This is a genomic window from Sphingomonas canaveralia (genome assembly GCF_047238125.1).
Lineage (GTDB): Bacteria > Pseudomonadota > Alphaproteobacteria > Sphingomonadales > Sphingomonadaceae > JBDFMH01.
Genome location: NZ_JBDFMH010000001.1, coordinates 3,159,410 through 3,172,340 on the forward strand (window position 1 = coordinate 3,159,410; position 12,931 = coordinate 3,172,340).

Consider the following 12,931-nt stretch of genomic DNA (forward strand, 5'->3'; position numbering starts at 1 on the left):
CATGCGCTTCCCCCCCAGGGAGCGTCTCTCATCAGCCAAGCAGTTGAAACCGGGAACGGAACCGCTTTCCGAAAGGACGCGCTGCCTTAGTCGCCCCGTCGGCGATTGTTAAGGCGGATTATCGCGCCCGGGCGGGCGGGCGCGCGGTCGGCGCGCGGGCGTTGCGCCGCGGCCACGGCTCCGCACGGGGCCGGAGACGCGCGGCTTTGACTTGGCCGGCGAAACCGGATTAAGCCGCAGCGGTGCGACCGGACGGTTGCCGCACGGCCGACCGTGTCGGGCCCGTTGTGCTGGGGATGACGATCATGCGTGCTGCTTGCCTGCTCCCGACCATGCTGATGCTGGTCGCCGCGACGCTCGCCGGCTGTGCTGGCAAGCGCGGTGGCAATATCGCCTATGCGCCGGCCGGCTTCACCGCGCCCGACGCGCCGCCGCCCGCGACCGCCGCCGCCGACCACAAGCTGGGCGCGGGCGACGTGATCACGGTCAGCGTCTACCAGGTCGACAATCTTTCCGGCGAGCATACGATCGACACGGCCGGGCGGATCACGCTGCCGCTCGTCGGTGCGGTCGAGGTGCAGGGCAAGACCGCGCCCGAAGTCGCCACGCTGCTGAAGGAGCGGCTGGGCGAGCGCTATCTGAAATCGCCGCAGGTCAATGTCGGCGTGAAGAGCATCATCCAGAAGACGGTCACGGTCGACGGATCGGTCAAGCAGCCGGGCATCTATCCGTTGCCGCCGCGGATCTCGTTGCTGCAGGTGATCGCGCTGGCGCGCGGGCCGGACGAGAATGCCAATCTGCGCCGCGTGGTCGTGTTCCGCCAGATCGGGGGGCAGCGACAGGCCGCCGCGTTCGACCTGAAATCGATCCGCGACGGCGAGATGAAGGATCCGGACATCTATGGCGACGATGTCGTCGTGGTCGATGGATCGGGCGTCAAATCCGCCTTCCGCAACCTCATGCAGTCGGTGCCCCTGCTGGCCGTCTTCGGCCCGCTCTGAGCGGCGTCAATCACAGGACAAGAACCGGTTATGAGCGACGAGGAACCAGCGGGGCAGCCGCCCGAACGCGCCAGCATGCGCGAGCTTGCGGAACGGTCGCGCGGGGTGCCCGCGCAGGGCGGCGGCGGAGCGCTGGCGCTGCCGGCGCAGATGGGCGGCCATGCCGCAATGGATTCGACGAGCTATCTCGACGTCTGGCGCACGATCATGAAGTGGCGCTGGCTGGTAATCGGGGTCACGATCGCGTTGATCACCATTGCGGTCGTGGTGACGTTGCTGACGACCAAGATCTACCGCGCATCGGCACAGCTCGAAATCTCGGCCGAAGAGGTCAAGGTGATCGATACCGAGGAATCGGCCGCCACCTCGATGCAGCTCGCGCGATCGGACTATCTGCGCACGCAATATGGTCTGCTCGAGAGCCGGTCGCTGGCCGAGACGGTCGCGCGGCAGCTGAACCTGGCGAACACCGATGGCTTCGGCAAGGACGGCGACGAGCCGCCTGCCGACCAGATCGCGGCGCTCGACCAGGCGGTGCGCCGCCTGCAGGAGAATTTCAACGTCCGCCCGGTGACGGACAGTCGGCTCGTTGCGATCGAATATGACAGCGCGAACCCCGAACTGGCGGCACGCATCGTCAATGCCTATGCGCAGGCGTTCATCGCATCGAACCTCGACCGCAAGCTCGACTCCACCGCGATGACGCGCGACCTGCTCGAGAAGCGGCTGGCGGGGCAGAAGGCCAAGCTCGAGGAGTCCGAGCGCGCGGTGACCGAATATGCGCGGCAGGCCGGCATCATCAACGTGGCCGGCACCGGCACCAACAGCGGCGAGACCGGATCGCTGACCGCGGCATCGCTGGTCGATATCAACGGCGCGCTGGCGCAGGCGCAGCAAGACCGGATCACTGCCGAGCAGCGTTATCGCCAGTCGGTCGGCGGGGCGACGACCGAGATGCTGTCCAACGCCACGATCCAGGGCCTGACGTCTGCCAAGGCGCAGCTGCAGGCCGAATATCAGGAAAAATCGAACCTCTATCAGGCCGATTTCCCGCTGATGGTGCAGATGCGATCGCGGATCGAGGCGATCGACAAGGATATCCGTGCCGAGACCGCGCGGGTGCGCAGCGCGCTGCGATCCGAATTCGCCGCTGCCCGGGCGCGCGAGGGCGAACTGCAGGCGAAGGTGAACCAGCTCAAGGGATCGGTACTCGATTTGGGCGACCGCAGCATCCAGTACAATATCCTGCGGCGCGAGGTGGATACCAACCGCCAGCTCTATGACGCGCTGCTGGGCCGGTTCAAGGAAGTGGGCGTGGCCGACGGCATCGGCACCAGCAATGTCGCGATCGTCGACAGCGCCAAACCGCCACGCACACCGATCCGCCCGAACTTCCTGTTCAACCTGGCGCTGGGCGCGGTGCTGGGCCTGATCTTCGGCCTGATGTCGGCCTTCGTTGCCGAATTCATGGACGATTCGATCAAGGTGCCCGACGATATCCAGGCCAAGCTGAAGCTGCCGTTGCTGGGGGTGATCCCCAAGGCGCAGTCCGGTGTGCCGATCGTCCAGCAGATCGCCGATTCCAAGAGCCAGATCGCCGAGGCCTATTTCTCGGTGCGCACCAGCCTGGAATTCGGCACGTCGCGCGGGGCGCCCAAGACGCTGCTGATGACATCGGCGCGACCGTCAGAGGGCAAGTCGAGCTCGTCGTTCGCGATCGCGCAGTCTTTCGCACGGCTGGGCAACAAGGTGCTGCTGGTGGACGGCGACCTTCGCAAGCCATCGCTGACCGCGACCGCGCCCGACGCGCACGGCCTGTCGAACCTGCTGACCGGATCGGACGATATCGAAGGCGCGATCTATCCGACCAGCGTCGAGAACCTTCAGCTGCTGCCGTCCGGACCGGTGCCGCCGAACCCGGCCGAGCTGCTGGCCGGACGCCGCATCGCCGAGGTGCTGGCGATCCTGACCGAGCAGTTCGACATCATCATCATCGACGGGCCGCCGGTGATGGGCCTGGCCGATGCGCCATTGCTGTCGTCTCTGACCGAGGCGACTGCCTTCCTGCTGGAGGCCGGCACGCGCCGGCTGGTGGCGCGCAGCGCGATCCAGCGGTTGCAGGCGGCCGACGCCCAGATCGTGGGCGGGGTGCTGACCAAGTTCGACGCGCGCTCGACCGGGCTCGGCTATGGCTACGGCTATGGCTATGGGTACGGCTATGGCTATGGCGCGACCTATGGCGGCGCGCGCCCGGCCGAGAAGCGGATCACGCTGGGCCGCCGTTCTTCGTGATGGCGGCGGGCGCGGGCCGGCGGTTCGATGGCTGGACCATCGCCCTGTTCGCTGCGGCCGCCGTGCTGGCGCTGGTCTGCCTGCGGACCGGGCTGGTCGACATGGCGACGCGCTCGAACCCGGCGCTTGCATTGTCGATCGATGGCGACAGCGCCAGTGCGCTGGATCGTACCGCCGCGCTGCTGATCGCCGATCCGCGCCCGGCATCGGCCGCGTTGGCGGCGGACCGGGCGCGGGGAGCGCTGGCCAGCGCGCCGGTCCTGGCGCGGCCGTTCATGGTGGCGGCGCTGGCCGCCGACCGGCAGGGCGAAACTCGCCGCGCGACAGAATTGATGCAGACTGCCGTCACCCGCGATCCGCGCAGCGTACCGGCGCGGTTCTGGCTGCTGCGACGGCAGGTCATCGCCGGCAACTTCGCGGCCGCCCTGGGTGAGATCGACGCGCTGATCCGGCTGCGGCCGACCCAGGTGCGCGCCTTGGCGGCGCTGGCGGTACCGATGCTGATCGACCCCGCCGGGCGGGGCGCGGTCGTCGATCGGATGGCGGCGAACCCGGGCTGGCGCGGCGTGTTCCTCGATCTGGCCCAGCGCGACAGCAGCGACCGCGCAAGCTTCATAGCGTTCATGCGCGCGCTGGCGGCGACGCCCGGCGTCGAGATCGATGATACGACGCTCGGCACCGTGCTGGTCGGGATGACGGGGCGCGGCGAATATGTGCAGGCCCACGCGCTGTACGAACGGCTTCGCCCACAGCGCAGCGGCGAACGTGGCAATCAGGTCTATGACGGCGATTTCCAGCGTCGGCCGGGGCCGGCCCCGTTCAACTGGTCCTTTGCCAGCACTGCATCTGCGATCGCCCAGATCGAGCCGCAGCCGCGCGGCGGCCCGGCGCTGGTGGCGCGCACTTTCGGGCGAGAGCCTGCCGTGGTCGCCACGCAGATGCTGGCGCTGCCGGCCGGTGGCTGGCGGTTGTCGGCGCGGATGGGGAGCGATGACGGGCCAGCGGCGGATCGGTTTCGCTGGCGGCTGAGCTGCCTGCCCGCCGATCGCGAGATCGCGCGGCTCGGCAATCCCGAAGAGTTGCGCGAGCCGCGCACCGTCTCGACCGTGTTCGCCGTGCCGCCGGGCTGCCCGGCGCAGACGCTGTCGCTGCTGGCCGAGGCCGGCGATGGGCCCGATGCCAGCCTGCGCACACTGGCCGTCGATATCCGCCGCACCGTGGAGCGACCGGTCCAATGAGCGATGATCGCCGCTATGCGATGCTGGTTACGGCCTACCTGGTGGCGGCGCTGGTGCTGGGCGGGGCCAGCGCGGCCGGGCTGGCCGCCAACCTGCTGTTGCAGCTGGCCGGCATCGCGATCGCCACCGTTGCGATCCTGCGACTGCGCACGACCGGTCTGGCGAGCGATGCGCGCTCCGCGCTGATCCTGCTGGGCGCGATTATGCTCATCGGCCCGCTGCAGCTGGTACCGCTGCCGCCTGCGATCTGGACGCTGTTGCCCGGTCGCGAGCCCTATGTCGCCGGGCTGGCGCAGATGGGGGTCGCGCCGCCCTGGCTGGGCCTGTCATTGACCCCGGAACTGACGCTGCGGGCGAGTGTCGCGCTGGTACCGGCGGCGGCTCTGTTCCTGGCAGTGCTGGCCATGGATGGCGCGCGGCGGCGCTGGCTGGCCTGGGCCGTGGTCGGCGTGGCGATCGTCTCGTTCCTGCTCGGGCTGGCGCAGCTTGCCGGCGGCATGGGATCGCCACTCTATTTCTACGACGTCACCAACGCGGGAAGCGCGGTGGGCTTCTTTTCCAATCGCAACCATCTGGCGACGCTGCTGCTGGCGAGCCTGCCGATGATCGGCGCGCTGATGAGCGAGCCGGCAGGCGGTGCAGCGCTGGAACGGCCGAAGATCGCGACGCGGGTCAGCGCGGTCGCGGCGATGCTGTTCGTCAGCGTCGGCGTGCTTGCCACCCAGTCCCGCGCGGGGCTGCTGCTGCTGGTGCCGACCGCGTTGCTGACGCTGGCGATGGGCCGGCGCGCGCGCACCGGCATCGTGTCGTTGCCGATCGTCGCGGCTGCCCTGCTGCTGCTGGCCGGCGCGATCGGCTTCACATTGTTCGGCCCCGGTGCGGACCGGATGGCACAGAAGACCGGATCGGCGCTGGAGACCGAGGTACGGATCCAGGCACTGCCGCTGACGGCGGAAGCCGGCCGCCGCCATTTCCCGTTCGGCAGCGGGCTGGGCAGTTTCGATGGCATCTATCGCGGCGCGGCACCGACCGAGACGCTGAGCGCCAATTACGTGAACCACGCCCACAACGACTATATCGAGCTGTGGCTGACGGCTGGCCTGCCCTTCCTGGTGCTGCTTGGCGCGTTCCTGCTCTGGTATGCAGGCGCGGTGCGGCGGACCTGGAAACAGCGGCCCGAAGTCTCGGGCCCGCTGCCGCGCGCGGCGGCGCTGGTGATCGCGATCATGCTGGCGCACAGCATGGTCGATTATCCGCTGCGCACTGCTGCCCTCTCCACGCTGTTCGCGCTCGCCGCCGCGCTGATGCTGAGCCCGCCGCGCAAACCGCGATCATCATCGCGCAAGCCCGGATCGGTGGTGACCGAGATCGTGTGACGGCGGAGGTTCAGGCGGGCTTGATCATCAGCCGGCAGGAGCGATCGACATAGTGCAGCCACGGCTTCTGGCCGCTGAAATACTCGTCGACCGCCTGCTTGGCACCGGCCCATTCGCCATAGTCGTCCACGATCAATACACCGCCGGGGCTGAGCCGGGGATAGAGCGTCTCGAGTTCGGCGCGGGTGCTTTCGTAGAAATCGGTATCGAGCCGCAGCACGGCGATCCGATCGGGGATGTTGTCGGGAATCGTCAGGGTGTCCTCGACCTTGCCGGCGACCAGCCGGACGGGCGCGTCGCCAACTTCACGGCGCAGGTTCGCGCGTACTTCATCGATCGGCGCATAGCACCAATCGACATGATCGTCGCGCTTCAGCCGGTCGAACGTTTCTTGGGCGGTGTCGGTGCGATGGGATTTCTGGTCGAGTGGCAGCGGCGCGCTCATGCCTTCGAACGTATCGAAGCCCCAGATCTCACCCTTTAGGCCCAGCCGTTCGCGCATCAGCGCGGCAAGAATCAAATTGCCGCCACGCCAGACGCCGCATTCGACGATATCACCCGCTATCCCGGCGCTGGCGGCATGGCGCATTGCCTGCGCGAACGACCAGAGCCGGATATAGCCCGTCATCGAATATCGGTTGGCACGCGCCAGCAGATCGGCCTGATCGATATCGATTTCGGGAATGACCTCGTTGATGCCTCGCGGCTTGCGCGCGACCGTGTAGCCGAGCCGGCCGATCAATGAGGAGATCACTGACTTCATGATAAGCAACCCTAGAACGGCTTTCCGCGGCCTGCCCTGATCAGCAGTCGCTGCCGGAATGCGGACGATCGCCCGTCGAGCCAATGCGGCGGCAATGCCAGGAACAGGCCGATCCCGACAGCACCAAAATAAGCGGCCGCGCTGGCGAGCCGCACGGCCGCATAATTCGGTAGCAGCGTGAAGACCAGCATGCCCACGAGCGTCAAAATCGTTGCCAGCGCGATGCCCGGAAGCATCAGGACAAAGAGCCTGCCGCTACCAAGTCCGGTCGCCCTGGCCTCGCCGGTCGGCACCAGCAGCGCAGCATAGCCAGCCCCCACCACGATTATCGCGACGGCCAACACGCCGTGTTTTGCCACCAGTGCCGCGCCCGTCACGATCACCAGACAGATGATCAGGTTGCGCAGCAGCATGCCGCGCATGGCACCGACAGCGCCGCTCAGTCCGTCACGAAACACACCGATCACGCGCGCTGGCAGGCCGGCGGCCAGCACCGCCAGCACGGGTGCCGCCGCGGCGAACTGTCGGCCGAGCAGCAGCCCGACGATCTCATGGCGGCAGACGATCGCGATCGCGGCGATAAACCCGCTGCCCAGCCCGAGCAGGCGGGCCGTGCGGTCGATCTGCATCGCCATGCCGGCTTCGCGCCGCTTCAGCGCGACGACTGCCTGGCGCACGATCGAGTCGAGCGCCGCGAACGGCTCCTTGAGCTGGGTCGAGATATTGTAGGCACGGCTGTAGAGCCCGGTCGACACCGGCCCGAGCACGATGCCGATGATCAGCGTATCGGCATTGGTGGCCGCCCAGGCGAGGAGCCGCGATGCGGCACCGACCCCGCCGACACCGCCGATACCGTGGAGATCGAGGCGGCGGGGCGGCAGTACCGGCAGCCTGACTTCGGCAATCAGCACGATCGCGATCGCGAGGTTGGCGACCACCAGGCCCGCCAGGGCGCTGCGCAACCCCCATCCCATCTGCGCGAGCATGATCGCCACGGTGTAATAGGCGATCGGCTGCAGCACCGAAATCCGCGCAGCGGTCGCGAAGCGGTGCTGGCGGCGCAGCACCGAGGTGCCGGTGACGATGAAGGTCTGCAGGATCAGCACCGGGCAGATGGCGCGCAGGCCGATCGCCAGGCCCGGGAAGGCGAGCGCCCGCTCGATCGCCGGCGCCCCGGCCCAGAGCAGGACGGCGACCAGAGCCAGCGGCAGGATTGCCAGCCAAATCAAACTACGCAGCATATTGCGCGTCAGATCGTCTCGCGACAGGACCGGGTAGTCGATCAGGCCTTCGAGCACGACGGCCAGCGCGGTCGCAGCGGTGACGAGCGCGAGCACCCCGAAATCGCCGGGCGTCAGCAACCGCGCCAGGATCGCAAGCCCGATCAGGGTGACCAGCACGCGGACAGCGCGGGCTCCGATCGCCCACGCTCCGCCACGCGCGATCATCCGCGTGAGATCGGAGGTCTGGCCGCGTTCGATCGGATCGACGGGATCGTTCATCGCGTGAAGCCGACCACTTCGTGCTGCATGTGGGTATGATCGCAGGTTCCGCTCGGTCGGCGAAATGGGCAGGTCATTGAGCCGTTCCGAAAGAATGGGTATCGCGCTAGGCAGCGGCGATGGCCTAAAAGGCGTGTCGGTGCAATGAACAGCCGCTGCCGGGGCTTTGTCCGCATTGTGATTGCGTGCCCGCGAGCGCATGCCTAATGCCGCGCGGTGAGAGCGGGCGATGGATAGGCAACAGCGACTTTACATGCAGGCACGGTATCGATGCGGTCCGGATCGATGATTTCGCAGCGTCTGTTGGCAATTGTCCAGGCGACCGCGTTGCTGCGAACGCCCGGCGTGTTGTTGATCGTCGACCTGCTGTTGGCCGCAATCGGCGAAGCGCTATTGCTGCTGGTGCTAAATTTTTCGTCGTTTGATAACGCCTTAGTCGTTTTTGCAATCACATTACTGGCATGTTTTCCAGCGCTATTGGTTGTTCGCGCTCATCTGCAAGTCTGGCAGCATGTCGCACTCAGCGATTTGCTGGGTATCGTTATCGCCGCGACGGTCGTGGCTAGCGTCGCGGGCATATTCGCGTTGACCCGCTTTTCGCCGTACACCGGCCTAGCCGTGTTCGTGGGAACCGGCATGATGATGACCTGCGCGTGGTCGGCGCCACGCCTGCTGTTCCGGCTGTGGATCGAGCGCCGCAACTATCGGGCGCGCGCTGCTGCCGGACTGGGCGAGCCTGTACTGCTCTACGGTAGCGGGCGTCGCGCCGAGCAGTTCATCCGCACCAACGCGGAGACCCAGCGCTATGCGATCCTTGGGTTCCTGCACGAGGATGCACGGCTGCGCGGGCGGCGGATACGAGGCGTCTTGTCAAAAGGGTCGCTTGCCAACCTTGATTCCGTGCTTGCGGGCTTCCGAATGACGGGCATCGCCCCACAGCGCCTGATCGTGACCGAAGATGGCGAGCGACCGGATGAGCTGGCTGCGGCGTTGGAGGCGGCCGCGGTCTGCGGCCTGCGCCTGGCGCGATTGCCGAGTATCCTGGGCCTGGTCGAGCGTGGGGCCGGCGATGTGCTACGGCCGGTATCCATCGAGGACATATTGCACCGAGATCCGATCCGCCTCGATGCCGGCGCGGTCAGCGCTGCGATAGGCGGCCGGACCGTGCTGGTCACCGGCGCCGGCGGCTCGATCGGCTCGGAACTGGTCCGCCAGATCGCCGGCTGTTCGCCTGCGCGGATCGTTCTGCTCGAATCGTGCGAATTCAACCTCTATGCGATCGATGCGGAATTCGACCGGGCCTTCCCCCGGGTGCAGCGGAAGATGGCACTCTGCGACGTGCGCGACCGCGCGGCGCTTGCCCGCGTCTTCGCCTGCGAGCGGCCGGACATAGTGCTCCACGCCGCCGCGCTGAAACATGTGCCGATGCTGGAGGGGCACCCGAGCGAAGCGGTGCTGACCAACATCCAAGGGACGCGCAACGTCGCCGAACTATCCCGTAGCCACGGGGTCGAGATCATGACGCTGGTATCCACCGACAAGGCGGTGAATCCGACAAGCGTGATGGGCTGCACCAAGCGCTGGGCCGAAATGCTATGCCAGGCGCTCGACGCCGATTGCGGCGGGGGGCCAACACGGTTCGTGTGCGTGCGGTTCGGCAATGTCCTTGATTCGGCGGGCTCGGTCGTCCCACTGTTCCGCAAGCAGATCGCTGAGGGCGGCCCACTGACGGTCACGCATCCCGATGTCACGCGATATTTCATGACGATCCCGGAAGCTTGCGAGCTGATCCTGTTCGCCACCACCAACACGTTGGCGCAGCAGCCCGAGGATGGGGCCGTCTATGTGCTGGACATGGGCGAGCCGGTTTCGATCGTCTCGCTGGCGGAACGCATGATCCAGCTGCACGGATTGCGGCCGAACGTCGACATCGCCATCCAGATCACGGGTCTGCGCCCTGGCGAGAAGCTGTACGAGGAATTGGCGCACAGCGCGGAGGCGCTAAAGCCGGCCGGATTCCCCAAGGCCAGCCTGGCTCGTCCGCGTGCGCCCGCGCTGGACCTCCTAATTGATGCGACCGACGCCATCTGCGCGGCGGCGCGTGCGGGCGATACCGATGCGGTACTTGCGTCGTTGACGATGATGGTGCCCGAATATGCGGGGCCACCGCTGACGCGGCGCGCTGGCAGCGACGCCGCATGAGATCCGATGCCCGACCGCTGGTGATGTTCGCCATCCCGAAGCTCGATGCCGGAGGGCCGGATCGGGTGCTGCATGCGCTGATCTCCAACCTCGCGCGGGAACGGTTCCGTGTCGCGCTGGCAGTCGGCGAAGAGGGCGGACGCTATTTCGACGCGCTGCCGGCCGATGTCGCGATCGCGCGGATCGGGGGTGGGCGTTACCCCGCGGCGCGATTGGCGCGAGTGATCGACCGGGTGCAGCCTGCGATCCTGTTCACGACGCAGCGGATGAACATGACGGCTGCGTTGGCGCTCCCGCTCAGCCGTCATCGGCCACGGCATGTGTTGCGGCAGGCCAACGCGATCGCGGAGGATTTCGCCGCGTTGAAGACGCAGTCGCTGATCAAGCATCGATTGGCCGAGCAGGCCACTTGGGCGATGTTGCGGCGGGCCGATATGATCGTCGCTCAATCCACATCGATGGCGACGGCGATCGCCGGCCGGATCGGCGGCCGCACCCCGATCGCCACGATCGGCAATCCGGTCGATTTGGCGCTGGTGCGGGCGGCCGCCGGGCAGGGAGAAGCGTCGATCGGGGGCGCACCAGCGCTGGTCTCGGTCGGGCGGCTCGATTTCCAGAAGGGCTATGACCTGCTGATCGAGGCGCTGTGCCCGATCCGCGCCCGGCATCCCGGCGCAGCGCTGACCATAGTCGGCGAAGGACCCGCCCGAGCCGCGCTGACGGCGCAGGCGGCATCGCTTGGGCTAAGCGATGCGCTGTTTCTGCCGGGCCACAGCGCGACCCCCCTGGCGGTGGTTGCGGCAGCAGATCTTTTCGTGTCGTCCTCCCGCTATGAAGGGTTCAGCAACGCCTTGCTGGAAGCGATGGCGCTGGGTGTGCCGGTCGTCGCGACGGATTGCCCGGGCGCAACTCGCGATATGGTGATCGACGACGAAACCGGCTGGCTCTCGCCATCGATCGACGCTGCGGGCATCGCGAACGCGGTCCTGCGCGCGCTTGATGTCGATCGCGCAGCGGTGGCAGCACGGGCGCAGACACATGTGGCACGGGAATATGATGTGAAGCGGATCGTAGCGGCCTATGAAAGGCTGTTCGAGACCGTTCTGGAAGCACGGCCCCACCGCAGGAAAGCCGCATGAGGATGCCCAGCGCGACCGCCATTCCCCAGCCTGCGGGCAAGCGCGACACGGTCGGGATCGCGGCGATCTACACCATCGCCTTCTACCTTATCGGCAAGATGTTCTACGTTCTTTCGGGCGGCAGCGCGCAGCCGGCGGATCTCGCACTGGTCGTCATGGCGTTACTCGTGTCGCCGCCCGCTGCCTTGATCCGCGTCGCTCGCCTCTGGCCTACTTTCGCGTTTCTGGTGATCTGGATCATCCTTGTGAACGCAGCATGGATGCTGATCACGGGCAAGCTGGCGTTCGGAGTCTCGGCCACATATTATATGTTCAATTTCCTGGTGGTCGCGGCCACATTCAGCACGCGGGAACGGGATCCGGCGCTGTTCGATCGGATCGTGCCGATCGCGCTGATGGTGTCGATCGTCATCCAGTTCGGCGCGGTGGTGCTGTTCGGCGCGAACGACGGCTATCGTGCCGTGGGCACGTTCCGCAACCCGAACCAGCTTTCCTACTGGGCGCTGGTGGTCGTCAGCCTGCTGCTGATCCTGCGTCGCAACAGGACGCGGATCTGGGACCTGCCTTTCCTGCTGATGGCGCTGTGGTGCCAGATTGCCGGGGCCTCGCGCGCGGGAGCGGTCTCGATCATGCTGCTGCTGCTGGTGTGGGCCTGGTTCGCGCTGGAGACACCGATCAAGCGCGTACTGGGGATGCTGATCGGATCGATGCTGGCAGTCCTTCTCGTTGCATCGCCGCTGGCTGGGGACCTGAGCAATACCCAGCGCGTATCGACGGTCGAGGAAAGACTGAACCGCGACGACAGAGTTTCCCAGCTGGAAGTCCGCAACTACAACCGCATCCTGAAATACTATCAGTACACCGCATTCGGAGCCGGCGAGGGCTTCCTTGCGCGATTCGAGGAACAACGAGGGGCCGTCGTGGCCGAAATCCATTCCTCGTTCGGAACGATGCTTTTTTCCTATGGTATCGTCGGCCTGACCCTCTTCAGCCTGGCGCTTATCACGCTCGCTCGATCGCTGCCATTCTCGCTGGCGATCTACATCGTTCCAGTGCTGATCTACGGCCTGACCCATCAGGGGCTGCGCTTCACTTTCTTCTGGATGATGCTTGGCCTAATGTTGAGCATTGCCGCGGAAGGCCGAGCAGCCGGTCGATCCCGATCAGCGGCGTCGGCGCCGCTGCGGTCGGCCGAACCGCGATCTGCCGTTCCACGCCGTGCCGAATTCCTGCGCGAGATCGCCAAGGCGCGCGGCAGCCGTTACTGAAACGCGGCGGCGCGAGCCTTGGCTACCAGACCGTTGAACCAGCGGCGGCCGTGCGATTCGACCCAGCGATCGGTGGTTGCAGTGACCGCGACGATGGTCGCGGGATAGGCGATCGGCAAACCGCCCGTCGTCTAGTCCGCGTCGATACCT

At 66.8% G+C, this 12,931-nt stretch carries 11 protein-coding genes; 7 read left to right on the top strand and 4 right to left on the bottom strand.

Features of this window, described 5'->3' with window-relative positions; translation table 11 throughout:
- Positions 1–305: 305 nt before the first annotated feature.
- Genes ABC347_RS15860 through ABC347_RS15875 form a run of 4 tightly spaced genes read left to right on the top strand, consistent with a single transcriptional unit; the run spans position 306 to position 5,907 of the window.
- Positions 306–1,001, top strand: a complete 696-nt coding sequence (locus ABC347_RS15860; RefSeq protein ID WP_413246677.1) for a polysaccharide biosynthesis/export family protein — start codon at positions 306–308, stop codon at positions 999–1,001.
- A 30-nt stretch (positions 1,002–1,031) separates the two neighbouring features.
- The gene (locus ABC347_RS15865; protein WP_413246678.1) at positions 1,032–3,293 is read left to right on the top strand and encodes a GumC family protein; all 2,262 of its coding nucleotides are present in this window, start codon (positions 1,032–1,034) and stop codon (positions 3,291–3,293) included.
- A complete protein-coding gene (locus ABC347_RS15870) occupies positions 3,293–4,531 on the top strand; it encodes a tetratricopeptide repeat protein (RefSeq protein WP_413246679.1) in 1,239 nt (412 codons plus the stop codon). The genes ABC347_RS15865 and ABC347_RS15870 overlap by 1 nt, the downstream gene beginning before the upstream one ends.
- Positions 4,528–5,907: an O-antigen ligase family protein gene (locus tag ABC347_RS15875; protein WP_413246680.1), complete on the top strand. Its 1,380-nt coding sequence runs from the start codon at positions 4,528–4,530 to the stop codon at positions 5,905–5,907. The genes ABC347_RS15870 and ABC347_RS15875 overlap by 4 nt, the downstream gene beginning before the upstream one ends.
- 10 nt (positions 5,908–5,917) lie before the next feature.
- Here ABC347_RS15875 and ABC347_RS15880 read toward each other — a convergent pair whose 3' ends face one another.
- The 3 genes from ABC347_RS15880 to ABC347_RS15890 form a co-directional block, all read right to left on the bottom strand.
- Complete coding sequence (locus ABC347_RS15880; protein ID WP_413246681.1) at positions 5,918–6,670, bottom strand: TylF/MycF/NovP-related O-methyltransferase; 753 nt, start codon at positions 6,668–6,670, stop codon at positions 5,918–5,920.
- Positions 6,671–6,681: 11 nt separating this feature from the next.
- Positions 6,682–8,172 (bottom strand): oligosaccharide flippase family protein, encoded by a 1,491-nt coding sequence (locus ABC347_RS15885; RefSeq protein ID WP_413246682.1) that lies wholly within the window; start codon positions 8,170–8,172, stop codon positions 6,682–6,684.
- Between the two features lie 203 nt (positions 8,173–8,375).
- Positions 8,376–8,624 carry a hypothetical protein gene (locus tag ABC347_RS15890; protein ID WP_413246683.1) on the bottom strand — a complete coding sequence of 83 codons (249 nt, stop codon included), beginning with the start codon at positions 8,622–8,624 and terminating at the stop codon, positions 8,376–8,378.
- A gap of 106 nt (positions 8,625–8,730) precedes the next feature.
- Between ABC347_RS15890 and ABC347_RS15895 the strand changes: the two genes are divergently transcribed.
- The 3 genes from ABC347_RS15895 to ABC347_RS15905 are packed head-to-tail and all read left to right on the top strand — an operon-like array spanning position 8,731 to position 12,781.
- Positions 8,731–10,374, top strand: a complete 1,644-nt coding sequence (locus ABC347_RS15895) for a polysaccharide biosynthesis protein (RefSeq protein WP_413246684.1) — start codon at positions 8,731–8,733, stop codon at positions 10,372–10,374.
- Entirely contained in the window at positions 10,371–11,513 is a 1,143-nt protein-coding gene (locus tag ABC347_RS15900) for a glycosyltransferase (protein WP_413246685.1), read from the top strand. The genes ABC347_RS15895 and ABC347_RS15900 overlap by 4 nt, the downstream gene beginning before the upstream one ends.
- Entirely contained in the window at positions 11,510–12,781 is a 1,272-nt protein-coding gene (locus ABC347_RS15905) for a hypothetical protein (RefSeq protein ID WP_413246686.1), read from the top strand. Before ABC347_RS15900 ends, ABC347_RS15905 begins: the two co-directional genes overlap by 4 nt.
- On the opposite strand, the gene ABC347_RS15910 is transcribed toward ABC347_RS15905, so the two are convergent.
- Positions 12,775–12,900: a hypothetical protein gene (locus ABC347_RS15910; RefSeq protein ID WP_413246687.1), complete on the bottom strand. Its 126-nt coding sequence runs from the start codon at positions 12,898–12,900 to the stop codon at positions 12,775–12,777. The two genes, ABC347_RS15905 and ABC347_RS15910, sit on opposite strands and share 7 nt — an antisense overlap.
- Positions 12,901–12,931 lie beyond the last annotated feature (31 nt).